20 protein-coding genes are annotated in these 26,165 nt (G+C 44.5%); 4 read left to right on the top strand and 16 right to left on the bottom strand.

The window, feature by feature from the left end; genetic code table 11:
* Positions 1 to 26 precede the first annotated feature (26 nt).
* Positions 27 to 2,687, bottom strand: coding sequence for a DNA polymerase I (gene polA / locus G519_RS0140150; RefSeq protein WP_029199325.1), 2,661 nt, complete (start codon positions 2,685 to 2,687; stop codon positions 27 to 29).
* 133 nt (positions 2,688 to 2,820) lie between these two features.
* On the opposite strand from polA, the gene G519_RS0140145 reads away from it, so the two are divergent.
* Positions 2,821 to 3,570, top strand: a complete 750-nt coding sequence (locus G519_RS0140145) for an HAD family hydrolase (RefSeq protein ID WP_029199324.1) — start codon at positions 2,821 to 2,823, stop codon at positions 3,568 to 3,570.
* Here the strand turns inward: G519_RS0140145 and G519_RS47005 are convergent.
* Entirely contained in the window at positions 3,556 to 5,325 is a 1,770-nt protein-coding gene (locus G519_RS47005) for a GGDEF domain-containing protein (protein WP_051254191.1), read from the bottom strand. The two genes, G519_RS0140145 and G519_RS47005, sit on opposite strands and share 15 nt — an antisense overlap.
* 191 nt (positions 5,326 to 5,516) lie before the next feature.
* On the opposite strand from G519_RS47005, the gene G519_RS47000 reads away from it, so the two are divergent.
* Positions 5,517 to 7,100: an ATP-binding protein gene (locus G519_RS47000; RefSeq protein ID WP_036635838.1), complete on the top strand. Its 1,584-nt coding sequence runs from the start codon at positions 5,517 to 5,519 to the stop codon at positions 7,098 to 7,100.
* Positions 7,101 to 7,298: 198 nt separating this feature from the next.
* Here G519_RS47000 and phoU read toward each other — a convergent pair whose 3' ends face one another.
* From phoU to G519_RS0140110, 5 genes are all read right to left on the bottom strand, one after another.
* Positions 7,299 to 7,958 carry a phosphate signaling complex protein PhoU gene (phoU, locus tag G519_RS0140130; protein WP_029199323.1) on the bottom strand — a complete coding sequence of 220 codons (660 nt, stop codon included), beginning with the start codon at positions 7,956 to 7,958 and terminating at the stop codon, positions 7,299 to 7,301.
* 26 nt (positions 7,959 to 7,984) lie between these two features.
* Entirely contained in the window at positions 7,985 to 8,749 is a 765-nt protein-coding gene (gene pstB / locus G519_RS0140125; protein WP_036635822.1) for a phosphate ABC transporter ATP-binding protein PstB, read from the bottom strand.
* Complete coding sequence (gene pstA, locus G519_RS0140120) at positions 8,750 to 9,607, bottom strand: phosphate ABC transporter permease PstA (RefSeq protein WP_029199321.1); 858 nt, start codon at positions 9,605 to 9,607, stop codon at positions 8,750 to 8,752.
* On the bottom strand, positions 9,604 to 10,539 hold the full coding sequence (gene pstC, locus G519_RS0140115) for a phosphate ABC transporter permease subunit PstC (protein WP_029199320.1): 936 nt from the start codon (positions 10,537 to 10,539) through the stop codon (positions 9,604 to 9,606). The genes pstA and pstC overlap by 4 nt, the downstream gene beginning before the upstream one ends.
* Before the next feature lie 162 nt (positions 10,540 to 10,701).
* Entirely contained in the window at positions 10,702 to 11,610 is a 909-nt protein-coding gene (locus tag G519_RS0140110) for a phosphate ABC transporter substrate-binding protein (protein ID WP_029199319.1), read from the bottom strand.
* Between the two features lie 297 nt (positions 11,611 to 11,907).
* On the opposite strand from G519_RS0140110, the gene G519_RS46995 reads away from it, so the two are divergent.
* The gene (locus tag G519_RS46995) at positions 11,908 to 13,947 is read left to right on the top strand and encodes a methyl-accepting chemotaxis protein (protein ID WP_051254189.1); all 2,040 of its coding nucleotides are present in this window, start codon (positions 11,908 to 11,910) and stop codon (positions 13,945 to 13,947) included.
* 166 nt (positions 13,948 to 14,113) lie between these two features.
* On the opposite strand, the gene G519_RS0140100 is transcribed toward G519_RS46995, so the two are convergent.
* From G519_RS0140100 to motA, 3 genes are all read right to left on the bottom strand, one after another.
* On the bottom strand, positions 14,114 to 14,971 hold the full coding sequence (locus G519_RS0140100) for an MBL fold metallo-hydrolase (protein WP_029199318.1): 858 nt from the start codon (positions 14,969 to 14,971) through the stop codon (positions 14,114 to 14,116).
* 161 nt (positions 14,972 to 15,132) lie between these two features.
* Positions 15,133 to 15,939, bottom strand: a complete 807-nt coding sequence (motB, locus tag G519_RS0140095; protein ID WP_029199317.1) for a flagellar motor protein MotB — start codon at positions 15,937 to 15,939, stop codon at positions 15,133 to 15,135.
* Positions 15,936 to 16,730: a flagellar motor stator protein MotA gene (gene motA / locus G519_RS0140090; protein WP_029199316.1), complete on the bottom strand. Its 795-nt coding sequence runs from the start codon at positions 16,728 to 16,730 to the stop codon at positions 15,936 to 15,938. The genes motB and motA overlap by 4 nt, the downstream gene beginning before the upstream one ends.
* A gap of 463 nt (positions 16,731 to 17,193) precedes the next feature.
* On the opposite strand from motA, the gene G519_RS0140085 reads away from it, so the two are divergent.
* Entirely contained in the window at positions 17,194 to 18,060 is an 867-nt protein-coding gene (locus G519_RS0140085; protein WP_029199315.1) for an aldo/keto reductase, read from the top strand.
* Positions 18,061 to 18,239: 179 nt separating this feature from the next.
* On the opposite strand, the gene G519_RS0140080 is transcribed toward G519_RS0140085, so the two are convergent.
* The 6 genes from G519_RS0140080 to G519_RS0140055 form a co-directional block, all read right to left on the bottom strand.
* Positions 18,240 to 18,503 carry an HPr family phosphocarrier protein gene (locus tag G519_RS0140080; RefSeq protein WP_029199314.1) on the bottom strand — a complete coding sequence of 88 codons (264 nt, stop codon included), beginning with the start codon at positions 18,501 to 18,503 and terminating at the stop codon, positions 18,240 to 18,242.
* A complete protein-coding gene (ptsP, locus tag G519_RS0140075; protein WP_029199313.1) occupies positions 18,500 to 20,227 on the bottom strand; it encodes a phosphoenolpyruvate--protein phosphotransferase in 1,728 nt (575 codons plus the stop codon). Before ptsP ends, G519_RS0140080 begins: the two co-directional genes overlap by 4 nt.
* Before the next feature lie 29 nt (positions 20,228 to 20,256).
* Positions 20,257 to 21,414, bottom strand: coding sequence for a mannitol-1-phosphate 5-dehydrogenase (locus G519_RS0140070; protein WP_029199312.1), 1,158 nt, complete (start codon positions 21,412 to 21,414; stop codon positions 20,257 to 20,259).
* A complete protein-coding gene (locus G519_RS0140065; protein WP_029199311.1) occupies positions 21,411 to 21,848 on the bottom strand; it encodes a PTS sugar transporter subunit IIA in 438 nt (145 codons plus the stop codon). Before G519_RS0140065 ends, G519_RS0140070 begins: the two co-directional genes overlap by 4 nt.
* Before the next feature lie 27 nt (positions 21,849 to 21,875).
* Positions 21,876 to 23,915, bottom strand: a complete 2,040-nt coding sequence (locus tag G519_RS0140060; RefSeq protein ID WP_029199310.1) for a BglG family transcription antiterminator — start codon at positions 23,913 to 23,915, stop codon at positions 21,876 to 21,878.
* Positions 23,916 to 23,979: 64 nt separating this feature from the next.
* Positions 23,980 to 25,413, bottom strand: coding sequence for a PTS mannitol transporter subunit IICB (locus tag G519_RS0140055; RefSeq protein WP_029199309.1), 1,434 nt, complete (start codon positions 25,411 to 25,413; stop codon positions 23,980 to 23,982).
* Positions 25,414 to 26,165 lie beyond the last annotated feature (752 nt).

The raw sequence follows: 26,165 nt of genomic DNA, 5'->3' as shown, positions 1-26,165 counted from the left end.
TCTTTTTGTGTGTGATGTAGCATTACTTACTTAGCATCGTACCAAGTAAGACCAAAGTCAACATCTGCGCTCAGCGGGACATCCAGCTTAAGAGCTCCAGCCATGACTTCCGGTACGACGCGCCGCATGGTCTCAAGCTCCTCTTCAGGGACTTCAAAGACGAGCTCATCGTGTACTTGAAGGAGCATGCGGCTTTTGAGTCCGTCTTGTTTCAAACGATCAGCCATCTGGACCATGGCTAGTTTAATGATATCTGCGGCCGTACCTTGTATCGGCGTATTCATGGCTGTACGTTCGGCAAAGGAACGCAGATTAAAGTTCGATGCCGTGATCTCTGGAAGATAGCGGCGGCGCTGCAGCAAGGTCGTGACATAACCGTCTCTGCGAGCATCCTTCACGATCTCATCCATATATTTGCGTACCCCTTGGAAAACAGCAAAATACTGTTCAATGAACTGAGCTGCATCCCTGCGGGTAATGTCTAAGTTCTGGGACAAGCCGTAATCGCTGATGCCGTAAACGATCCCGAAGTTGACGGCTTTGGCCTGGCGGCGCATGTTCGCGTCAACGGCGCTCTCTTCCACCCCGAAGACATCCATGGCCGTCTTCGTGTGGATGTCCATATTCTGAAGGAACGCTTCCTTCAGATTGTCATCCTGCGAGATGTGCGCCAGCACGCGCAGCTCGATCTGCGAGTAATCCGCAGCAAGCATGTACCATCCAGGCTCGGATGGAACGAATACCTTGCGGATCTTACGCCCCTCCTCCAGACGAATAGGAATATTCTGGAGGTTCGGGAACTGGCTGCTGAGACGGCCCGTGGCGGCAATCGTCTGCCGGTAATAGGTGTGCACCTTACCGGTCTCCGGCCGCACCTCTTTGAGCAGCCCCTCGACGTACGTCGATTGCAGCTTCGCAAGCGAGCGGTAGTTCAAGATCTCCCCTACGACTTCGTGGTGGGGCGCAAGGCGCTCAAGCACCTCGGCATCCGTCGAGTAGCCGGTCTTGGTCTTCTTCCAAGCTGGCAGCCCCAGCTTCTCAAACAAGATCTCGCCAAGCTGTTTCGGCGAGTTGATGTTGAACTCTACACCGGCGAGGTTGTAGATGCGGGTCATGATCGCATCCAGCTTGCTTGCAAGCTCCACGCCGAACGCTTTAAGCCCCTCGGCATCCAACGCGATGCCGCGCAGCTCCATCTCTGCGAGCACGCCCGCGAGAGGCAGCTCTAGCTCGTAGAAGAGGCTATGCATCTCGCTCTTCTCCAGCTCTTCGCGCAGCACCGGCACGATGCGCGCAATAGCCATCGCTTTGCGCCCTAAGTGGTCGCTAAGCGCTTCAAGCTCAGGCATGCGAAACTTCGCTCCCTTGCCGAATACTTCCTCGTCGGTCTTGACGCCCGGCAGGCCATACTTGCCCGTTAAGCCGCTCAAGCTAAGATTCGACTCTGTCGGATCGAGTAAGTAAGCGGCCAGCAGTGCATCGAAGTCCACACCTCTGAGTTGGACGCCTTGCCAAGCCAGCACAAGCTGTGCGCGGTGCTGGTCGAAGAGCTGTTTCTTCTTGGTATCATCGCTTAGCCAAGTACGCAGCGGCTCGCCCGCTTCACTTTTCAGCAGCGCTATAGGCACGAAGTAAGATGTATTTGTTTCCCCATCAAACGTAAACCAGACAACGCCAACCATCACAGCTTGATGCGGATTTTCCCCTATAGCCTCAACATGGATGGCTGCGTTATCGCCTATTTTGCCAATCAGCTCTTCCATGTTGTTTTCTGTTACAACAACTGCTTCCAAACTTTCGACAGCTTGTCCCTCTTCGACAACGCTTGGGCCGAAATCCATCTTTTCCAGGAGTGATTTGAATTCCAGCTTACGGAACATACTGGATAAAGCTTGTCCATCAAAGCCATCATAGCGGAAAACATCCCATTCGGTTTCCATCGGAACCTCACGGAAAATGGTCGCGAGTTCTTTACTCATCATGGCACTTTGCGCATGCTCCTCGACTTTTTCCTTCATTTTGCCTTTGAGGCTTGCTGCATTAGCAAGCACTTCTTCCACCGTTCCAAACTCATGCAGCATCTTGAGTGCAGTCTTTTCCCCAACACCCGGAATGCCTGGGATATTATCCGACGTATCCCCCATCAACCCTTTGAGATCGATAATTTGCGCAGGCGTGAGCCCGTATTTCTCTTTTATTTCTGCAGGATTATAAAGATCAACTTCGCTAATTCCTTTCCGTGTGATCGCAACGGTCACATGCTCGGAAGCCAGCTGCAGCATATCCTTATCTCCCGAAACGAGAAGCACCTTCTCGCCTTTTTCATCGGCAGCTTTGGTCAAGGTTCCAATAATATCGTCAGCCTCATAGCCTGTTAGCTCAAACTGTGGGATCTTGAACGCTTTAAGCAGCTCTTTGATCAGCGGAAACTGTTCGGAGAGCTCAGATGGCGTTTTGGCACGTCCACCTTTATATTCCGTATATTCTTTGTGTCTAAACGTAATTTTCCCAGCGTCGAATGCAACGAGAAAATGCGTAGGCTTTTCTTCTTCTATTAATTTCAGCAGCATCGTTGTAAATCCATAAACCGCATTCGTGTGTAAACCACTGGAATTACTGAGCAAAGGTAAAGCATAAAAAGCTCGATTCGCGATAGAGTTACCATCAATAATAATTAGCTTATCCATAAGTTCGCACCCCGATTTTTGACATACTTCCTTCATCATAGCATACGAAATTAAAATAAAAAAACGGTTCCGCACATAAACATGTATGGAATCCATTATTCAATGGGCCGGTCTTCAGAAGGAGGTTCTCCATATGAGCCCTTTTTTCTCACCAATACGCAAAAAGGTTATTTTTTTCGATATGAATAATACGATCCTGGATCGCAGACAATGCTTTGATTCGGCCTTCCTTGAAGTCATGAACGACTTTACGGCGAGATGGGATCCAGGCGAAATGCTTTTTACCTCCCAAGAAGCCCTACAAAGCTATAAGATGGAGTGGAGCCGTCACCGAAAGACACCGATCCGGAGCCCCATATCCCCTGATGAGCTGCGCCACATTTGTTTACGTAAAGCTCTTCAGCCTATGCCAGTAAGCGTTACACCTGCTTTTACGCGGTCTTTTTTCGAACAGGTGGAAGAACAAGAAGATCATTTCGTTGCTCTCTTTCCCGGCGTTGAAGACACACTTGAGGCACTATCACATAACTATAAACTGGCTATCATTAGTAACGGGAATCGAAAAAGGCTGCTGAACAATTTGGAGAAAATGAAACTCACCAGGTGGATTGATCAAGATCGTTTATTTAGTTCGGAGAAGGATGGGCCGCGAAAGCCTCACCCCGCTATCTTCGAAAGAGCTTTAAAGACGATGAGCACAGCCTCAAACCAAAGTGTCATGGTTGGGAATTCGTGGCGTAATGATGTCGTAGGGGCCGCGTCAAGCGGAATGGATGCGATCTGGATACATCCGGGGAATATCAAGAAAATTTCCGAGCGCCGAATCGGCAAACAGAAGGTCATTATTATCCGTTCTTTTAAACAATTGTTATACACTTTCTAGTTCAAGTCCACTTGAGCCAATTTTTTCGAAATAATAAATACTTCCTTGATGCGCTTTTGCTTTCTTTTTAAGTAAAGCGGCCGTTTGAGAAATGTGTTCGAGTGAAATGGGAGATTCGCATTCACAGACGACTAAAGAGAGCGAAAGCGTTACTCCCTCGCTCTTCACCTTGTTGCCGCTCCGATCCCATACATACTCCCACTCCTCATCCTCATAGAACATCTGCACTCCCTGTTCGAAGCGGCGAATGATTTCCTGACACAGTTGTTTGGGAGATAAAGTGGCAGAGATCGCGATAAAATCATCGCCACCCACATGCCCGACAAAATCATGCGGTGTCCCACAAACCGCGATAGATTGCTGCATGACATCCGCTGTATATTGAATCAGTTGATCCCCTTTTTGAAATCCAAACCGATCATTGAACCATTTGAAGTAATCCAGATCCGCATAAACCACCTGAAAAGGTTTCTTCTCACTTATCCTCTTATTCAATTCGCGATTGATTTGCAAATTCCCTGGCAGTCCTGTTAGTGGACTAGCCACTCGCGCAGACTCCATCCGTACATTCGTGATACTCTCAAGAATCGTTCGGATGGATGCTACTCCTCCCATCTTCCCATTGTTTGTAACGATGACAAGGTCGTATAGGTGGTTTATTGCCCGTGAAGTAGCCATTTGCGACACTTCCTCAACTGGCATGAACTCGTCCACAATTAGCGGCGATTCGTCCATAATGCTGTCAATGGTTCGATTCCAGAACAAGGAGAAAGCGTATTGCCCGGTTAGCTGTTGAAATAAGCGATCTCTCATCATGAGGCCAAGCGGTACATCTTCGTCTACGATGACGGCACCCACTGCCTCTTGATTTTTTTTGAAGTAATCTGCCACTTCCGAAATCAGTTTTTTCTTATCAAACACTTTCACAGGAGTTTTCAAATCGCCAATGCTCCAAGTCATACTGCCTCCTTGTACTTTGCGATGCTGCCAAATCAACATTTTATGAATGTCCTGCACCTTCGCAGGAGATTCATTTGGCTTTCCAAGCAAATAGCCTTGGGCATAATGTACGCCGAGCCGTGTTAATTTGGTTAGTTCATCCGCATGTTCAATGCCTTCAGCAATAAGGGAAATGTTCATTTTATGGGCAAAAGTAACGAACGTTTCAAGGATATACTCTTTCACTTTGTTTTTATGTATATTTTCTATGAGGGAACGATCTATTTTAATAAAATCCGGTTGAAGCTCCGCAATGGCTTGTAGGGAGGAATATCCCGCACCCGCATCATCTATGGCAATTCGATAGCCTTGTTTACGGTAATGCTCCAGAATCTTTTGAGCTAAGGAGAAATCCTCAATCGAACTTCTTTCCGTAATTTCAAAAACGACATTGCTTGGGCGAAGTCCGTACTTCTGTAAAATCTCAAGCGTTTTACCAGGAACAAACCCTGGATCGTAGAGGACTTGGGATGAAATATTGATAAAAAGCAATTGCTGCGGATGCTCCAAAATGGATCCTTTAATCGCTTTTTCACGAGCAAGCTGTTCAAGCATATAAAGTTCACCTTGCTGCTCAGCAAATTGAAACATGGTCAAAGGTGAATGAAAGGGACTATCTTTAGGACCTCGCGTTAACGCTTCATACCCCATTACATCACCATCCTGCAGCGAGATAATAGGTTGATAAACGGAATAAATGTACTCTTTATCTATCATCTTATAGAATTGTTCCAGCATTTCTGACTGAGCACTCATGTCCATCATCCCTTACCTGAATATACTTATTTCTCTAGTCTATCAAACCAAATGACTGGCTTTATTATCCAAATGTAAAATGTATGTAAAGACTTCAAAAAAAAAAGAGGGAATTCAATCTTTTTCCCGAAAAAGAGAGGGATGGATTGTTAGGTGCGTACAAGCTTGTACAAGCACGGAAAGGATTTGAAATGGAACAACAAGTAAAAATCTTGGCGGTAGATGACCGCTACGAGAACTTGCTGGCTCTGAATAGCATTCTGGCCTCTTCCAACTATGACGTTATTTCTTTGCAATCAGGCGAGGAAGTTCTAAGATATTTATTAAAAGAACCCGCTGATCACATCGCTGTTATATTGATGGATGTGCAAATGCCTGGACTTAGCGGCTTTGAGACGGCCGAACTGATCAAGCAGCGTAAAGCTTGTCAGGATATTCCCATCATCTTCCTAACAGCGCTCAGCACCTCTATCGAGCATGTTTTGAAGGGTTACCATGTGGGCTCTATTGATTATTTATTCAAACCTATTCATCCTAAAATGCTGCGCATGAAAGTCGATGGCTTCGTCAATATGCACCTCAATCATCAAAAAATCAAAATCCAAAGTGAATTGCTGCATAAGCGAACGTTAGATCTCGAAGAGACGAATCGCAAATTAGCTGAAGCGGAAGAGAAATTAAAGCAGCAAAATTTTCTTTTGGAACAATGGGTGGAAGAGCGAACCTCCGAATTAGTGGACGCCCATGAAAAACTGATAAAATCACAAGAACATTTCAAGAAAATGTTCATGCTCTCTCCTTCTTTGATGGCCATCCGTCGTCTATCAGACCTCACCTATCTCGAAATTAATGAAAGCTGGAAACAATATACAGGGTACGGCGATGAAATCATTGGAACCACATTAGATCTCTTATCTGCGGAAGCTGGGGATTCAATGAACTTTAGTGATGTCATCCATAATTGCAAGGTCAAGTACGAAACCAAGTCCAAGGAAATTCGAACAGCTCTGCTTTCAACGGAAATCATTGATATCGAAAATGAAAGCTGTTTGCTCGAAGTTGCTGTCGATATCACGGAAAGCTTGCGGTTTGAATCGGAAATGGCTCGTCTAGCTCAACTTAATCTAGTGGGGGAAATGGCCGCCGGTATTGCCCATGAGATTCGCAACCCGATGACGACCATTCGCGGCTTCCTCCAATTATTTCGCGAGAACGATCGTCATATGCAAAAAGAATACATCCCTATTATGCTAGAAGAGTTGGACCGAGCGAACGAAATTATTACCGAATATTTATCCCTAGCCAAAAATAAGCAGTCCCACCAACAGCCTGAAAATATCAATCGTATTATTGAAATGCTCCTCCCCCTCATCCAAGCAGAAGCCGTCATGTCCGGTAAGCATGTTCATTTCCAATTGAAGGATTGTCCTGTCATTCAACTCGACGATAAAGAAATGCGTCAACTCATATTGAATATGTGTATGAATGGTCTGGAAGCCATGAGCCTCGGCGGTAAGCTCAGAATTGAAACCTACACGGAGGCAGAACACGTCGTCCTGCTTATTGCTGATGAAGGTATAGGAATTAATGAAGAACATCTAGAGAAGCTCGGAAGACCTTTCTTCACGACCAAAGATGAAGGTACAGGGCTCGGTTTAGCTATTTGCTACAGTATTGCTGCCAGGCATCAGGCTTCGATTGAGGTTCAGTCCAGTGAGAAAGGAACAACCTTCCTCATTCGCTTTCCTATCCCAGCGGCGCGCATACAAGGATAAACGACTCCGTCGTCCTTTTGGGACGAGCGCGTTTGTCAAGACTGATGACGCGAAGCAAAAGTATAAAACTTATACTTTCTTACGCCAATCAACGAAAACAAAACATATAAATTCTGTAGAAAAAGGGACGCTCACAAGTCATAATGACTTAGGAGCGTCCCTTCTATGTTGGAATTACTTTGATTTACTCTGATTTACTTAGATATTCAAATCTTTACGTTTCCCAGTGACCATGTAAATAACACCTTCACCGATATTCGTTGTATGATCAGCTACACGCTCTAAGAAATGAGCAACAAACAACAAATGAGTCAATTGACGGTTACGATTGAAATCCGAACCCATCATCCCCATCAATTCATGCATCACTGAGCTGTAAAGCTTATCAACACGGTCATCTTTCTCGGCAAGCGCTGCAGCCCTATGAACATCGCGCTCCGTATAAGAAACGAGGCTCTCATGCAGCATCTCTATGGCAATATCGGCCATTTCGGGAATGACTTCGAGCGGCTTAACAAGCTCTTCTCCAGCGAGACGGATCGTAATCTTCGCGATATCTACGGCATGATCAGCAATTCGTTCCAAGTCTGTAGCTATCTTAAGGGCTGTACCAATGATTCGCAGATCACTCGCCATTGGTTGTTGCAAAGCAATTAATCGAAGACAAAGCTCATCGATTTTCGTTAAATAATCATCAATGTGATCATCATTCTTAATGACCTGCCGCGCCGTATTCTCATCGGACTTGGCTAACGAATCCACCGACTTGAGAATTAAATCCTTAACGCTTTCCCCCATATCTTGCAGTTCTTTTTGCAAAATTGACAATGATTGATGAAACCCAGGTCTTGCGTCCATTTCGTGTCTCTCCCCTCAGTTGTTGGTTAACCAAATCTTCCCGTAATATAATCTTCCGTACGTTGATCATTCGGATTAGTGAAAATTTTATCTGTCTTGTCCGTTTCAACTAAGTATCCATTTAGGAAAAAGGAGGTCATATCCGAAATCCTTGCCGCCTGCTGCATGTTATGCGTAACAATGATAATGGTATATTTCTCTTTCAATGTTTGTGTCAACTCTTCAACTTTGAGCGTTGAGATTGGATCTAGCGCGGATGTAGGCTCATCCATAAGAAGAACATCCGGCTCTACAGCTAGTAAACGAGCGATACATAAACGCTGTTGTTGTCCACCAGACAAGCCTAGAGCAGATTTATGCAAACGATCCTTTACTTCATCCCACAAAGCCGCTTGTACAAGACTGCGCTCTACGATTTCGTCTAGGACTGCTTTCTTCTTCGTTCCATGAATACGAGGACCGTAGGCAATGTTGTCATAAATGCTCATCGGAAATGGATTTGGACGTTGAAATACCATCCCTACGCGCTTACGCAGTGAAACAACATCCGAATCGGAATCATAGATATTGTGACCATCCACGGCTACATTTCCTGTAATACGTACACTGTCGATGAGATCATTCATGCGGTTCAAGGTGCGCAGGAAGGTGGATTTCCCACAGCCTGAAGGACCGATCAAAGCGGCGATTGTACCCGTTTCAATAGCTAATTCAATATCGTGGAGAGCATGATTATCTCCGTAAAATAAATTTAATTTGTCCGCTTTAATCTTATGCTTGGTCGCCACGATTTATTTCCCCCCGGAAAGTCTTTTTTGTAAAATTCGGCTTGGAATACTGACAAGTAGGTTAAAGATGAGTACGACGATCAGGAGCAGCGCGGCACTTCCTTTAGCAATTTCCTTGGCATCTGGAACTAACGCTTCAGCACCAACATACCACAGATGAACGGATAATGTTTCCCCCATCTTCAGTGGATTGAAATCTGGAAAGAAGCGAGAAACCGATAAGCCGGCCGTATAAATTAGGATGGCAGATTCGCCTAATGCGCGTCCTGCAATCAATGTAATCCCTGTAATTAAGCTTGGCAGCGACGCAGGGATGAGTACTTTGCGAATCGCCTGCCATCTAGTTGAGCCAAGAGCAAGGCTTGCCTCCCAATACGATTCAGGGACCGTACGGATAGATACTTCTGTGACCCTTACCATAACAGGTAAATTAAGCAGGGCAACCGTCGCGGCCCCACCAATAATGGAAAACTTCAGACCTAGCAAATTGGCGAAAAGCAAGAAACCGAACAATCCAAATACGATTGAAGGAACAGAAGCCAGAGCTTCAACCGAGATTCGCACGAGATCAGTAAACCAATTTTTTTGTGCATATATCGCCAAGTAGATCCCTGAGAATAAACCGATTGGAATGGATATCAAAAGGGATAAGAATAGGACATAGAAGGAGTTGAACAATTGCGGGCCTACACCACCGCCAGCTTTGATCTCTTCTGACTTCCCGAAGATGAAATTCCATGATAAATGCGGAATGCCATCACCTAAAATACGAAATAGAAACCAAGCTAGAATCAATATAATAACAATTCCCGATGCCCAGAAATACAATGTGGCCAAACGGTCAGTCGTTTTGCTTTTCATTTAAGTTCACTCCTTTTAGCTACGATACGGATAATAAGAATTAAGGACAAGGAGATCACGAGTAATAATAGCGCCATCAAATAAAGCGCATTATTCCAAGTGCTTCCGTAGTTCGTATTCCCCATATCCTTCACGATCGCGGTCGTTAATACCGTCGTTGAGTCAAGGAGTGATTTCGGCATTTGCGGGGAGTTACCAATGACCATGAAAACAGCCATGGTTTCACCGATCGCACGCCCCATGCCAAGGATGATTGCTGTTAGAATACCTGGTCTAGCGGCAGGCAAAAGGACACGCCACATCGTTTGCCAACGTGTTGCACCTAATGCGAGTGATGCTTCCTCCAGACGGCTTGGCAATGCGCGGATCGCATCTTCGGAGATAGAGAGAATGGTTGGTAAGATCATGATAGCGAGAATGATGGAAGCTGGTAAAATACCGTATCCAACCCCGCCTGTAATTTTACCAAGCGCTGGGACGATAACGGTCATACCGATTAGACCATAAACAACCGAAGGGATACCTACGAACAGATCTGTTGCAGGTCGCATAATTTCACGCATCCATTTCGGAGCAATTTTAGCCATGAATAATGCCCCTGACAAAGCAAGCGGCACTGAAAACACAACCGAAACCAATGTCATGAGCAGTGTGCTGTATAGAAAAGGAAAAGCTCCGAATTTATTTTGACCTGGTGTCCAATCCGTTGAAAAGAAAAATTCTAAAGGATTGACTCCTTGAAAAGTCTTCATCCCTTGCATTCCCACAAATACAATGATAGAAAAAATAATGGCAGACACGAGTGCAGCACTTCCAACAAAAACCCACCTCATGATGTTATCTTGTCTATGTTGTCCTTGGGTCCATTTCGTGACAATTGGACGACTTTCGTCTGATTTCGCGTTCGTTAGTTTGTCTGCTACGGAATTCAATGGGTAATTCCCCTTTCTCTTAAATACACATTACTCTTATGATAGTTCATAATTGTAATTGGATCGTCAATGAATTGTTAAGGGAATGTAAAAGTTTCGTTTATTTAGGTAAATAAAAAGAGCGCGGCATAGGATGCCAGCGCTCTTAGTTTATTCTAATTCTTATTTTTTAAGCAAATCAGCAGGTAAGAATTTCAAGTCACGAACTTGTTTACCTTGGAATTCTTTGCTTGAGATGTAAGCGATGAATGCTTTAGCAGGATCTTTCGCTTCACCTTTCGTGTACATATGCTCAACACCAAACAATTTGTAAGTACCGTTTTTGATGTTGTCCTCGGAGAACGCTACACTATCAATTTTCAATGCTTTAACTGTGTCATCAATGTAAGGTGTATCTACATAACCAATGGAGCCGGACTGACCAGCAACAGCCGTTTTCATTGCACCGCTGTTTTCTTGTGTGATACCGTCTTTTGTGAATTCTTTGCCATCAAGAATGATTTGTTTAACTAATGTACGGGAACCTGAGCTATCTGGACGGTGAACAAGAACGATTTTCGCGTCATTGCCGCCAACTTCTTTCCAGTTCGTTACTTTACCCATGTAAATGTCTGCTGCTTGTTGTTTTGTAAGATTATCAACTTTAACATCTTTGTTTACGATCAATGCGAATGGAGCAATGGCAACAACATGATCTTTAAGATCTTTATCTTTATATTCAGCAGCTGGCTCAACGTCGGAGTTACCGATGTCTGAAGTACCGTCTGCTACGTTTTTAATTCCTGTGCCTGATCCGCCTGCAGTAACGTTGATCGTTACTTTTGGATTTTTTTCCATAAACTCAGTAGCAGCTTGTTTAACTAATGGAAGAAGCGCGCTTGAACCTGAAGCAGTAACCGTACCGCTTAGTTCTGTTTTTGTTGGAGCAGCAGAAGCAGCTGCACTAGCAGCTGGTGTTGCAGAAGCAGCATTTTTAGTATCTGTTTTGGCGCCGCAACCAACCAATGACCCCATCATTAATACCGCGGAAAGTGTAAATGTAATTCCTTTTTTCGACATGAACTTAAACATAGTTAGCATGTCCTCCTTTGATTTGTATGTTGCTTGTTATGTTAGTATCGATTCCCACATGATTGTCCGTCGAACTAACTTACTTACCTATCGTAACAACCGAATGTAAAATTCACACCCACGAAACGTAAACGTAATGTAAAACTTTTATTTTTTCTTTCAATTCGTTAGAAGTATGGGTAATTTTACATATCTCTAACATAGTTAGATGCTTTAGTTAATAGAAGTATCCTATATTAATAGGTATCAACACGAAAACAGTCGAATATTGTCAAGTATTTATAGGAGGAATGACTTATGAAGAAGATCAAAATCAATATGACCATGCGCCTAAAATTAATTGCCAGCTTCAGCGGAGTGCTTCTCATTTTTCTTTCCGTTTCGTTGTTTAATCTGAATCAAGTTAATCAGATCAAGAATCACATGACGGATCAGAACGATAAAGTCGAACTAAAGGTGCTAGCGTTGGAGCTTAAAAATATGGTTCAGGATATGAATATCATTGCTTCAGGTCTGGAGATTTCCAAGAAACCGGAATACATCGAGAAATACAATGCAAAACGAAAGCCTTATAACGATTTCATTCAAAAAATTGGCGATACGGCTTCCACAACAGATCAAAAGAAGTGGCGAAGCCAATTAATTCAACTATCCGTTGATTACATCAATAATTTCGACTCTGCAGCCAAAATGGTCCAAGATCCTAACTTGAAACCGACGGATCTGCAAATTAACCTCCTTTACCTCTATAATGAGTCTCAGGATTTGAAAGATAAGATTTTTGATCTAGTTGATAAATTCTATGTCACTTATGCTGATTCCGCCGAACAAGCAATAGCCCAATCAACGAAAGCACTCAATGAAAGCAGCAAGGTGATGTTGATTGCTTTTGCTATCGTCGTTATTGTAACCATTATTATTGCTTTTCTAATCATAAGTTCCTTCACACGTCCTATTAAAATTTTACAAAATGCTGTAACTCTCATTGCCGCTGGGGATTTGTCCCATACGATTAATTCTAAATCCAATGATGAGCTTGGCATGCTAAGCAACAGCTTCGACCATATGATCATTCAAGTTCGTCAGATGCTGAGTGCTACCATGCAAATTGCTTCTTCATTATCAGAGCATTCCCATGAATTTCATCGCTTCTCCAAGCTTACAGCATCAGCGAATACGGACATCTTGAAGGCAATTACAGAGATATCGACGGGTGCTGATGAGCAAGCCATGAAAACAGAACAAAGTTCTATGATCATAGCAGAACTAGAAGCGGAGATTCGAGATATTTCAACATATACATATGAAATGAAGCGTTCCAGCGAAGAAGCTGCGTCTGGTACATTACAAGGGACAGCATCCGTAAGAGCTCTGAAATCATCGTCAGACCAGTCCCAGGCTGTCCTGCAGAAGGTCGATGCCGCCATGTTGTCCTTGTCTGACAGCTCCAAGCAAATTGGCGCTATTATTCACTCGATCACGGAAATTTCAACACAGACAAACGTGCTTGCCTTGAACGCAGCGATTGAAGCAGCTAGAGCCGGCGTACATGGCCGCGGCTTCTCGGTAATTGCCGATGAAGTTCGTCAGCTTTCTCAGCAAACGAATGATTCCTCCAAGACAATCGGCGGCATCATTCAAGCGCTTCAGAAGCAAATCAAAGAATTACAGAGTTCACTGATCGAAGCTCGCGAATCTGCGGTTACACAAAACCATCGAGTAGCAGATACACTCGGTTCTTTCGAGGGCATCGAGCAATCGATGAAAGGAATTATCGGGCAAATTGAACAAATCCATGTGAAAATTGAACAGGTACAAGCGAAGAATGACCGATTAGTAAATTCCGTTCAGTTCGTAGCAGCCATTGCGCAAGAAACAGCAGCCGGTGTCGAGGAAGTTAGCTCAACCTCGATTCAGCAAGATGCATCCATTCGCCGAATCGCCGAAGAGTCGGATGATATCCTTGAACTTGCGCAGCAATTATTTGCGGAGATCAGCAAATTCCAGATTAGTGAGACTGCTGAGATGAATGATCAGGAGAGTTTTGAACTTCAATCGGAGCCAACCCTGTTCAAGAATGTGGCGCAATTCGAGGTTTTTGAAGATAATCAAGTTAGCCATAAGCCGCAACATAATGAACTTTTGACAGTTACAGACGAAGGTTTGACAACCAATAACAGCAATGAGGTTCTTTCGCAAACTGAAATGGATTTGTTTGAAGTGGAGCTGGAAAGATCAGCTGCTGAAGCATTGCCGGATGATCAGAACAAAAGTGAATCTAAGAAAGACGAATCTAAGAAAGAAAACAAAGAGCCTGCTCTCGTAGGAAAAGATTAGCTAGCAAACCGTGGGGAACGTCGATTCGCTATTTGGACGAAAAACCCCTGAAATCAGGAGGAAGAGGAACGTCGATGCGTTATATCGCGGTTTTTGCCTTAGGATCGACGTTCCGCTAACCTAAAGATTCAAAAGGCTTTTCTTGCAGGAATCCAATAATTATAGTCTAATGCACAAACCGACCATCCTTAGGTATCGCTAACTCCTCAAAATTCTCCGCAAGACGGCCTAATTCGCGGCTTAGTTCTTCACCGACCATCGGTTTGCCATGTCCCGTTATCGCTAAAGATGGATGCAAATCTCGAAGCTTTCTAACCGATTCCCCCGCTGCTTGCCAGTCTGTCGTGAAATACTTAGGCGGTCCGCTTATTTCTTGCTCTTGCGTGAACACCTTGTAAAGCGACTCTTGTTTAACGGTAACGAAGGCATCTCCGACAATTAATGAACGATCTTTGGCGCGAAAAAGAGAAATGTGTCCTGGTGTGTGGCCCGGCGTATGAATCCATTGCCATCCGGTCAGTCCTGGAACAATGCCATTAGCAGGCAAAGGATGTACATGATTACCAATATCAATACCGTGGTTTGGAAAAAGGGGGGACAATTCGCTTATTAGCCCGCCATCTACGGTAGAATCCCCTTTAGGATAATTGGATTTTCCCGTCAAATAAGGGATTTCCAACTCATGGGCATATACCGGAACATCCCAGTATTCCAATAGACTCTCTATAGCCCCGACATGATCGAAATGACCATGTGTCAAAATGATCGCCGTTGGCTTCTGATGTGCTCCAAATCGCTCCTCAGCGACACGAATGATCTCATCTGCCGATTGCGGCATACCAGCGTCAACTAAACACCATTCTTTATCTCTGCTAGTTGGGTTGCCCATGATACAAATATTCACGAACTGAATGCAATAACCGTATATATCAATGGCTATTTCCTTGCCTTCACCGCTGGATAATGTCGTTAGCGGGATATACGTATGCTCATATGTAAGCTCTCTATGCTCCGTTTTCTCCAAGTAAACCTCTCCTCGTTATTACAAATTCTACATTACTTTCCCCAATTCGTTGTTAAATTACTCCGTATTTCTCGCTATGAACTGTGTTAATGAACAAAAAAAGGCCAGAGTCTGGCGACTCTTGGCCTATCTTTCATGATAAATCTTATGGGTATTTGCTCTTATTTTGCAATCTCATCCGTTTTCTTAATGTTACGCAAAATGTTCACTTCAACACGCCGGTTCTTTGCTCTACCTTCTGTTGTATCATTTTCAGCGATTGGCCGGTATTCACCGAATCCGATCGAAGAGTAAGAAGCAGGCTCAATTTTACTGTTATTCAGAAGTATTTTCATAAAATTGACCGCACGCTTGGCGCTTAAATCCCAGTTCGTTTCAAAGTCCGCTCGGCGAATCGGGATATTATCCGTATGGCCTGCTACCTGAACCTCGTACCCTGGATATCTGCCCAGCAGATTAGACATTGAAACAGCAAGCTTCTGTGATTCTTGTTTAATTGTGGCTGATCCTGAATCAAAGAGCGCACGGTCACTAATCGTAATGGTCAGCTTCTCATTATCCAGCTTCGTGGTTAGCTGCTCACTCATATTGTTCTCTTTAATGTAAGCATCCATGCTTTGCTTTAACTCTTTGAGATCCTTCTCTTCCTTCTGTAGCTTGGCAGCCAGTTGACTGTCGGTTTTACTCTCTTCCTTCGGCGGAGGATTTTGGCTCTTATTATTGTTTTTCGTAGAATTCCCCGCATCATTTATTGGAACCATATTTGACATCGCGAAGGGTGCTTCTCCCCCCGTGAAGGCATTATTCAAGGAACGCATAATCGAGTCGTATTTCTTAGAATCCACCTGACTAGAAGCAAACAGGATAATAAAGAGGGCTAGAAGCAAGGTAAGCAAATCCGCATAGGGAATGAGCCAAGTTTCATCAATATGTTCTTCATGATCCTCATGCTTCTTCTTTTTACTCACTGTGAAGCGGCCCCCTTCGAATCTTCGTCATACGACGCACGTTCATTATTGGCAACGAAGATCATCATTTTTTGCTTCACGGAATTGGCAGATACACCGGATTGAATGGAGAGCAGCCCTTCTACGATCATAAGCTTAATTTCAACTTCCTTCTTAGACTTCTGCTTCAGCTTATTTGCAAATGGGTGAAATATAACGTAACCAAGGAAAATCCCGAACATCGTTGCAACGAATGCCGCTGAAATCAGATGTCCTAGTTTCTCTACTTCACTCAAATTACCAAGAGCTGCGATGAGTCCAACTACGGCGCCAAGTACGCCGAGTGTCGGTGCATATGTACCAGCTTGCGTAAAAATGCTTGCAAATTTCTTATGTCTTGATTCCATTTCAGCAATATCTTCGAGCAATACGTCACGTACAAAATCTGCGTCATTCCCATCAATAATGAGGCGCATACCGCTTTTCATAAAAGGGTCTGACAGCTCTTCTGCTTGCTTCTCCAAGGAAAGTAACCCTTCACGACGTGTAATGGACACCCAGTCGATGAAAGTTTCGATCAGTTCTTTCTTAGGCATTAATTTCTGTTCCGTAAAAATAATTTTCAATAAGGTCGGAATCTTCTTTATTTCTTCCATTGAAAAAGCGATAAATAAGGCTGATGCCGTACCACCGAAAATAATTAAGGCAGCAGCAGGATTCAGCAGTGCAACCAGGCTTGCCCCTTTCAATACCATACCCATGCCAATGGATATAAAAGCTAATACAATTCCGATTAGTGATGACTTCTCCATATTCAAGGCACCTCTCCCTATGATCTAATTTTCATGAGTTGTCATGCTTCCTAAAGATCTCAACAAGCTTGTCAACGTTTCCTGTTCTTCCCCCAGTTTAGAAAAAAAACGGCGATCGGCTTGCTCGACAATGTCTATCGCCTTGGTTATCAGTCTCTCTCCAGCATCCCCGAGAGGGGATTGCGAATTTAACCACTCTGTGGTGTATTTATTATTATACAATCGTTTTTTGTCGAAAACTAGGACTAAAGTCTTGTTTTTTTGTGAATACAGATAACAAATTGACGAATGCTAGCGTCCTTCTCTTACTTATTTTATACTTGAGGAGAACGAATTCCTGCTTGAACCGATAACCGTGTGAAGAAAACAACTTTCATTTTTAAATTTGGTATGACCTGGCATCCTTTTTGGAAACGATAGGAAAGAATGAAATTAGCCATTATACATACAAGGAGTGAATCATGTGGAGAAGCGTTCGTTTGGTTCGACCGGGCAGCAATTTCCTGTCCTAAGCTTTGGTGCTCAGCGCATTGTCGACGAGCACAATTGTACCGAAGCAGAAGCGATTCAAATTGTGAATCGTGCGATTGACGAAGGGATCACCTATTACGACACAGCACCTAGCTATTCGGACGGACAATCCGAGGAACGGCTTGGCAGAGCATTCGCACGCGATGGACGAAGGAATGAGGTATGGATTGCTACCAAAACGCATGATCGAACCAGAGACGGTTCCCTGAAGCTGCTGGAAGCCAGTCTAAAGCGTCTGCAAACCGATCATGTCGAAGAATGGCGATTGCATAATATCATGACCATGGAGGAGCTTGATCAGTGCTTCGCCAAAGGCGGAGCGCTGGAAGCGCTTCTTGAGGCGAAGGAACAAGGGATAATCAAGCATATCTCGATCAGTGGGCACACGAACCCTAGAGTTCAACTGGAAGCGATTGAACGATTTCCGTTCGACAGCGCACTTGTTGCTTTATCCGCAGCGGATCATCTCATCTACAGCTTCGCTCATGAGTTTTTGCCTAAAGCCAATGAGAAAGGTGTCGCTGTCATTGGCATGAAAGTAATGGCGCTCGGTAAGCTGGCTCCTTGGTACGAGAAAGCACTCCAGTATACATTCTCGCTGCCGATATCTACGGCGATTGTCGGGATGGAATCCATGGCGCAGCTGGAACAAAATCTGGCCATTGCTAAGAGCTTCAAGCCAATGACTGAGCTGGAGCAGCTCGAGTTCCTCAAAGAAATTGCCCATCTTGCAACGCCAGATGTCTTGCGTTGGAAAACAACCGATTGGGTATCTGGTGAATGGTACGTTCGTAATTAAACAAGGATAAACGACTCCGTCGTCCTTCAGGACGAGCGCGTTTGTCAAGGTAGATGCGAAGCAAAAGTATAAAATTTATACTTTCTTATCTACTAAAACAAGCCAGCAGTTAAGTGCCACGATTATCGGCACTAACCTGCTGGCTTTTTCAATTGATATGGATTGGGTTTGCCACTCGTTTATTCTTCGAAGATATGAGTCAAAAGCGCCCCTAGCTCTTTGATTGCCTGCTCCTCTTGCTCGCCGTCCACTTCCAAAGTGACTTCGTCATTCTGTTGAATGCCAAGTGTGAGCATGCTAAGCGAGCTTTTGCCATTGACCTTCTTATCGCCTTTGATCACATTTACTTTGCAAGGAAATGTGCCCACCTTCTGGACGAATACTTTCGTCGGACGGGCATGAAAACCAGATGGATTAAGGACAGTAAATGTTTGAGATATCATTTCAAGTCACTCCTTGTTCTCTGTTCTACGAATTGTTTAATTTGGGCCTGACTGCTCATGGATAAAATCTGCTCCGTGTAGCCTGCCCACTCCCTATGTGAAATTTGTTTAATTAAAGCTCTCGCTGGCAATATCGAGCTGGCACTCATGCTGAACTCATGGAGTCCCATGCCAAGAAGAATCGGTATAGCCGTTTCGTCACCAGCCATTTCTCCGCACATGCCAACCCATTTTCCTTCTTTTGCAGCTGCCTTGATAACCATTTGAATTAATCGTAATATAGCTGGATGGCAGGGTTGATATAAGTATGAAACCGTTTCGTTCATCCGATCAGCTGCCATCGTATATTGGATAAGATCATTCGTTCCAATACTGAAGAAATCGGCCTCTTTCGCCAAGAAATCCGCTGCTAGCGCTGCAGCCGGCACTTCAATCATAATACCGACCTCTATATTAGAGGACACGGCAATGCCTTCTTGAACTAGCTTCTCTTTCTCTTCTTGAAGCAATTGTTTGGCTGCCAGCAGCTCATCCACAACGGCAATCATCGGGAACATGATCTTCAATTGTCCATAGCTGCTCGCTCTGAGAAGCGCCCTTAGCTGTGTGCGGAACAGATCCTGCTTGCTCAGACATAATCTCACCGCGCGCAAGCCAAGGAATGGATTACTTTCAACAGGAAGCTTCATGTATGGGAGCTCTTTATCTCCGCCTATATCGAGTGTACGTATAACGACGGGCTTATTGTCCATTCGTTCCAACACATGCTTATAGACCTGGAACTGCTCTTCTTCACTAGGCAGAGCGCTGCGCCCCATATAAAGAAATTCGGTCCGAAACAATCCGATGCCTTCCGCCCCGTTAGCTAACACCTTCTGTAAATCTTCCACACTGCCGATGTTGGCAGCCAGTTCTACGCGGCGCCCGTCAGAAGAGATTGTAGGTTGATCCAACAGCTTGCGCAGTTCGACTCTTCGCTCATCGTATGCTGCTTTACGAGCCTGGTAGGTCTCCATCTCTTCATCGTTTGGAGCGATAAGTACGGTGCCTTCTACAGCGTCCATAATTATCATTGTGCCTGTTATGATTTCCGCTGCCGCTGCTCCAGCACCAACAATAGCCGGGACCTCCAGCGAGCGAGCCATGATCGCCGAGTGAGAAGTACGGCTGCCGATCTCTGTTACAAAGCCGAGCACATAATCGAGATTTAACTGTGCGGTATCGGACGGCGTCAAATCCTCCGCTATCAAAATGCACGGCTCGTTGATGGCCGCAATCGCCGCATAGGAGACTCCGCGGAGCCTGCTCATGATTCGGCCTGTGACGTCGCGCACATCACTAGCGCGTTCACGGAGCAGCTCATTATCCATAGAGCTAAGCACTTCGATGAAGCTGCTTGCAACTTCATGCAGCTTAAATTCAGCATTCAAGCCTTCGCCTTCAATACCTTCGATAATGGCATCTATATAATCAGGATCTTCCAAAAGCATCAAATGGGCTTCAAAAATTTCAGCTTTTGCTGCACCCATGCGCTGTTCAGTCAAATCTTTAATCTCTTCTAACTCAAGTTTCGCTTCCTCGACAGCTTTGCGAAAACGTTCTACTTCTATAAGAGCGTCTACCACCTTCTCACGGACAGGTTCGTAATGATCGTTGTTCAACCGAAAAGCTTTCGCTATCGCAATGCCGGGGGAAGCAGCAATGCCGGTTAGTCGTTTTGTCATCATTTTAGCCAATAGGGAACTCCCCTTTCTCAAGATCGATCTGATTGCTGTAATTGTTCATATTGCGTTTTAATCATCTCATGGATCAGGTGATCTTCACCAATGGTCGTATACTTCGTAATCGTTTGGGCAACTCCAAACTTTTGCAAATCCGCTTGAATCTCTACCGCTTCAGGATCTTCCTGATCCTTAAATAAGAAGGCAGCGGCCATCGCCATCGCTAAATAGGTCGGTTTCATCCCAAGCTCATAGGCCTGCAAAGCGGGCCGAACAAGACGATCATTGCTTGATAACTTACGAATAGGCGATCTTCCTACCCGAGTAACCTCGTCGATCAAATGGGGGTTTATGAATCTGTTCAAAATTTTATCGATATACTGCTCATGCTGAGCAAGATCGAAGCCGTGCTTTTTGACAAGCAGTGCACCGGTTTCATGCATCACATGACGCACTAGCGAGGCAATTTGCGAGTTCGCCATCGCATCTTGAATCGTCGTGAAGCCATGTAAATATCCAAGATAAGCTGCGCTGCAGTGCCCTGTATTGACAGTAAACAGCTTTCGCTCAATGTACGGCTCCAAATGTTTCACATAATGGATGCCATCCATGCGATGGAAGCCCTCCATCATTTGGGACTCGTCAACAACCCATTCGTAGAAAGGCTCGACTGTCACATGCAGCGGGTCTTCATTATGTTGGATGGGAACAATCCGATCAACAGCAGCATCAGGAAATGCGATACTTGCGCTAACTTTATCGTGCAGATCTTCATTAAGATGAGCGAAAACGTGTTCTTTGAGCTGTGTGCTTCCACCAATTGCATTCTCACATGCAATGATGTGCAGTGGCGCCGCGCCGCGTTCGATCCGCATTTCAATCCCTTTGGCGATGCCAGCGGCAATATGTTTCAAAATATTTACGCCAACGGCTGTTGTAACCAGGTCAGCCTCAGCAACGGCTCTAGCTACATCTTCCAGATTTTTACCATTAATCGCTGTAACATTTGAAACCGTGAACGTGTCTTGCTCCTCATTAGCTAAGCGTACGGTATATGACTTTCTCTCCTGCAGCAGCTCAACTAAGCTATCATTCACATCGGAGAAGATCACCTCATAACCGGCTTGGGACAAAATTAAACCAATGAACCCCCTGCCGATATTTCCTGCACCAAAATGGACAGCTCTCATGACGCCATCCCGCTTTCAAATATTTTCACCATTTCTTCCGGCGTCGCCGCTTTCATGATCAGCTCCATGTTCTCATCTTCGGAACAAATCATCGCGACATTCGTTAAGATATCGAGATGATCATTACCCGCGGCTGCAATACCAATGACTAAGTTAGCTTTTTCGCCTTCACCGAAATCCACACCCTCCGGAATTTGTACGATCGACAATCCTGTCGATAAAATCAATGATTTGGAATCCTGCGTACCGTGCGGGATAGCCAGACCATTTCCCATATAAGTAGACAAGGTTTGTTCTCTTTCCAGCATTTTATCGATGTAAGCAGCTGACACATGACCCGCTTCTACTAATAATTGACCTGCCATCCGAATGGCCTCGAATTTATCCTTGGGCTTAGCGTTTAGTTTAATTTTATTCGTTGATAAGATTGTCATAGTTGTTTGTCTCTCCCTATATCCGATTTATTTTTTATTTTCTAAAAAGGCAGCGAGTTCCTGGGATAGAAAGTGCTTGATCTCTGATTGAGTCCCCGATTTCAACAGGTCGATCATTTCTGGAATCAATAGAAAAGAACTTATTTCACTGAGTACTTCTAGGCTTTCTTTCGGTAGCTCTTTCGGACCTAGCATGAGAAGCAAATGCTGTACATCTGACCCCATACCTTGGTCTAACAGCAGGTCTTCCTTTAATCGAAACAAGGTGAAAGATGGCTTCTTAACCTGTTCGCTTCGAATGTGAAAGAGAGCAAGGCCCGTGTCTGGGATCACTTGACTGCTTAACCGTTCTCTTTCAAGCAGCAGGTTGACAATGGGTTCAACATCGTCGATCACTCCTGATTGTCTCACATATCCACAAATAACTTCCAACGTATCTCTCAAACTGTGAAAGGATTGATCGATGTGATACACCATGAATTGATCGATGATGCTGACAATTTCGTTTATATAGTGTTGAATACGATGTAATCTGTTCGTTGAATCCGTGTCTTGAAGCGATTCACTGCGTTCCCCAGCTTCTTTTTGCAGCGTAACATTTTGAATAAATAGCCTTAGCCGCTCGGCTTCTTCCTTCGTTAACAGTGGGCTTAGCTTCAAGTACTGATCTTCATCCAAGGGCAGATCTACCGTAGATATGATCAAATCGTATTCCTTTTCGGGGATGCGCGCTGCTTCAAACCAAGATGCATGACCGATGATATCAATTTGCGGAAGCTCTTTCGTAAGTCTTACGGCCAACATTTTGGAAGTCCCGATCCCACTTGTACATACGAGAATCGCTTTTACATTGCGCCTAAACTGCTTTTGTCTCTCGATTGAAGCTCCGAAATGCATGACCAGAAAGCCAATTTCTTCATCTGGCACTGCAATCTCGGTTATCGTTTTATCTACAGCTCTTCGTATAGCATCAAATAGAGCCTCATAATCTTTCTTGATTTGCGATAAAAGCGGATTACGAATGGTTGCTCCTGCTTGAAGCCGCCTCAAAGCGGATTCCAAATGGCTAAGCAGCCCCTCTCGTAATGAACGATCATCGCTGAAACGGACCGCAATACTGCTCTCCATGCTCCGGATGAGCTTCCACACAATTTCCATATAGCTTAGTTCTTGCATAGGAAGCAGCTCATTCGGATGTTTGAGTGACTTGGGCTCCAGTAAATCGGCTATATAGAAAATTTCCGGTGTTGTTAATTCAATTAGAATGACCTTTGATAACTGCTCAATCGTATGCGTAAGCAGCTTATTGGGACGAAGCGAGTAAGGTTCAGAGTGAAGTTCAATCTGTCTCCCCTGCTGAATTCTAGCAATAGTTATCGAAATATGAATGAGCAGATTGGTGTAATCCTGCTCGGATAGTTCACTTAAGCCTTCATCTTCAGCAAGCCAAAGAGCGGCTTCCACTTTAGTAAAATTTTCTTTCCCAATGAGCTCCAACAGTCTTTGTGTAACGGGCGATTGCGAATTCACATGTTTCCCAAATAAATCAGCTTCATCGAGACCGTTTTTGGCCAGCTGAGCAATCATCCTGCGTTTATTCGCCTCAGAACCGCTCAAACCAACACCATACCCTCTTTTTCGTACAAGGATTAGGTCAGACTTCTGTACCCAGCTATCCAGCTCATCGAGATCGTGCGTGATGGTTGGAACCGTTACACCCAGATCATGAGACAGAGTGAATAGTTTGACAGGCTCATCTTCTTGCAGCAAGGTGCACAGAATCATGATTTTGCGATCCTCGGCAGAAAATTCAATGTCCATCATCCCATATAACAATCGCCGGAATGCCTCAAGTTTATCCGGTTCTGCTTGAAGATGTATTCCCTTCCCCGATTTTTTTTGCAACGTTAATCCGTAAGCTGCCAAAATCGTCTCCAACTCGGACAGCTCCCTATGAACCGTTCTTGTGCTTACATTGATTTCGGCAGCGATTTCTCCTGCTGTAATATCATCCGTTCGATTCATTAACAGCTCTAGGATTTGACGATTCCTGTTAGACAGGCTCATGATTATTCTCCTCGCGAACAAAATGGAGATAACGCCGGCAAATAGCCAGCGTTAGAAAGGTGTTTTAACTTAATCTTTTAACAAGTTCATCGTATTCTGGACTTTTCATGAAATTGTCGATGGAAATGTGTTCAGCCTCCGGAGCCTTATTACGCGCTCGATCGGTTAATGACTTATGGGTGATAACGATATCTGCATCGGGTGGAATCTCACTAATAGCTGTATTGACCACGATGACATCGATATCAGCTTCTTTCATTTTCTTTCTTAAAATGGAAGCACCCATCGCGCTTGAACCCATGCCTGCATCACAGGAGAATACAATCTTTTGTACTTCGGAAGCTGGCGTCAACGTCGAGGCGTTGACTTTTTCAGCTGCCGCAGCTGCAGGCGCTTGTTTCATTTCTTTCATTTTCGCTGTAGCCTGCTCCAAATCTTCTTCGTTTTCGCTTTGCTTCGTCGTTTTCAACAACAAGGCACCGACTGCAAAAGAGACAATCGTGGATGTGATAACCCCAGTGAAAATCGGCAGCATACCGCCTTTAGGAGCCATGGCAATGTAAGCGAAAATGCTTCCCGGTGACGGTGGAGCAACCAGACCTGCATTGAACAAGGAGAACGTGAACGTACCGGTTACGCCACCTGCGATAACTGCCAAGATCAGACGAGGATTCATGAGAATGTACGGGAAGTAAATTTCATGGATACCACCAAAGAAGTGAATAATAGCAGAACCAGGAGCCGAAAGCTTCGCAGCGCCGCGTCCAACCAACCAATAGGCGAGCAGAATACCAAGACCTGGACCCGGATTGGACTCCAGCATGAACAAGATCGACTTGCCTGTTTTGGAAGCTTGATCCAAAGCTATCGGACTTAGCACTCCGTGATTAATCGCATTGTTCAAGAACAAAACTTTACCTGGTTCAATCAGAACGTTCGCTAGGGGGAGCAGACCTGCATTCACAAGTGCTTGAACTCCCGAAGCAAGAGCTTTACTCACGACCTGAACGGCAGGACCAACTACCGTGTAAGCAAGAACGGCAAGTATAGCGCCGAGGATGCCTGAGGAAAAGTTGTTGACGAGCATTTCGAAGCCGGATTTAATTTTGCCTTCAATCGATTTGTCGAACTTCTTGAGCACCCAAGCGGCGAACGGACCTACAATCATCGCCCCAAGAAACATGGGGATATCCGTTCCGATGACAACCCCCATCGTGGTTACAGCGCCGATGACGCCGCCGCGTGTCCCGTGTATCATCGTCCCTCCCGTATAACCAATTAGAACAGGGAGTAGGTAAGTAATCATGGGGCCGACGAGCTTAGCCAAATATTCATTTGGAATCCAACCAGTCGGAATAAATAAAGCCGTAATCAATCCCCAAGCGATAAATGCGCCAATATTAGGCATCACCATACCGCTCAAGAAACGGCCGAAACTTTGTACTTTCACCCGGAATCCTCCGGACGTTTCTTTCTTTTGTGCAGCAATTGCACTCATTAGGATAACCTCCCTTTGTCTGTTTCATGTTCTTATCGTAATGCAAAAGCGCTTACATATTCAATCAAATCATAATCCCTTTTCGTCATGAACAATGTTGACAACATTTTAAGGTGTGAGTTGTCTTGGCTTACACATCTTGGATGAGCGTTTTTTTCATTGTTGATGCAAAGCAGGTTGCACCCAAGATAATTCTCAACTGGCGCGAATCCTAGGCGGTTGCAGCAGCGCCACACGGTGGGTGGTCAACACTTGTATAAATATTCGATGTATTCGCTGGCTCCATCCTTGTAAGTTGTATTCTGTACAACAATTAGCAAGTTAATCCACGTTTTCCCCGCGAATGTTGCAAAAAATACAACAATTTCACGAGAAAGTAGCTCAATAGCAGGAAATACGGCTAAATTGTTGAGCAACATACATTACCGATGCAAAATAGCTGACATGATCAGTAAGTCTTCACGTATAAATACAATTACTTAAATATATTGTATTTATTACCATTTTGTTTTTCTGGGTACAAGCCAAAAAAGTAAAGACTACAGAAAATGACGCGTTTTTACCATTAATTTACATTTTATTCTTGTGTCTCCGCTATTCTCTCACTATGATGCGCTGTGAACTTAGCCGTTCTTTTGTCTTGCTCGTCTTCTGTCGACCCTTTGAAGTTCTACTTGGCGGGCGAAAGACAGCATTTACAAAGTTAGACCAGCTATCATAGAAATAGATTCGCAATAACTTTAGCGTTGTCC

This window comes from Paenibacillus alginolyticus DSM 5050 = NBRC 15375, from assembly GCF_000422905.1.
Classification (GTDB): Bacteria; Bacillota; Bacilli; order Paenibacillales; family NBRC-103111; genus Paenibacillus_E; species Paenibacillus_E alginolyticus.
Note: the sequence above shows the minus strand (reverse complement) of the source record. Positions and strands in the feature narration are given on the sequence as shown.

Coding starts and splice junctions, on each gene's coding strand:
- polA (WP_029199325.1), bottom strand. CDS start 2,687: ATGGATAAGCTAATTATTATTGATGGTAACTCTATCGCGAATCGAGCT.
- G519_RS0140145 (WP_029199324.1), top strand. CDS start 2,821: ATGAGCCCTTTTTTCTCACCAATACGCAAAAAGGTTATTTTTTTCGAT.
- G519_RS47005 (WP_051254191.1), bottom strand. CDS start 5,325: ATGAGTGCTCAGTCAGAAATGCTGGAACAATTCTATAAGATGATAGAT.
- G519_RS47000 (WP_036635838.1), top strand. CDS start 5,517: ATGGAACAACAAGTAAAAATCTTGGCGGTAGATGACCGCTACGAGAAC.
- phoU (WP_029199323.1), bottom strand. CDS start 7,958: ATGGACGCAAGACCTGGGTTTCATCAATCATTGTCAATTTTGCAAAAA.
- pstA (WP_029199321.1), bottom strand. CDS start 9,607: ATGAAAAGCAAAACGACTGACCGTTTGGCCACATTGTATTTCTGGGCA.
- G519_RS0140110 (WP_029199319.1), bottom strand. CDS start 11,610: ATGTTTAAGTTCATGTCGAAAAAAGGAATTACATTTACACTTTCCGCG.
- G519_RS46995 (WP_051254189.1), top strand. CDS start 11,908: ATGAAGAAGATCAAAATCAATATGACCATGCGCCTAAAATTAATTGCC.
- motA (WP_029199316.1), bottom strand. CDS start 16,730: ATGGAGAAGTCATCACTAATCGGAATTGTATTAGCTTTTATATCCATT.
- G519_RS0140080 (WP_029199314.1), bottom strand. CDS start 18,503: ATGATATCTCAAACATTTACTGTCCTTAATCCATCTGGTTTTCATGCC.
- ptsP (WP_029199313.1), bottom strand. CDS start 20,227: ATGACAAAACGACTAACCGGCATTGCTGCTTCCCCCGGCATTGCGATA.
- G519_RS0140070 (WP_029199312.1), bottom strand. CDS start 21,414: ATGAGAGCTGTCCATTTTGGTGCAGGAAATATCGGCAGGGGGTTCATT.
- G519_RS0140065 (WP_029199311.1), bottom strand. CDS start 21,848: ATGACAATCTTATCAACGAATAAAATTAAACTAAACGCTAAGCCCAAG.
- G519_RS0140060 (WP_029199310.1), bottom strand. CDS start 23,915: ATGAGCCTGTCTAACAGGAATCGTCAAATCCTAGAGCTGTTAATGAAT.
- G519_RS0140055 (WP_029199309.1), bottom strand. CDS start 25,413: ATGAGTGCAATTGCTGCACAAAAGAAAGAAACGTCCGGAGGATTCCGG.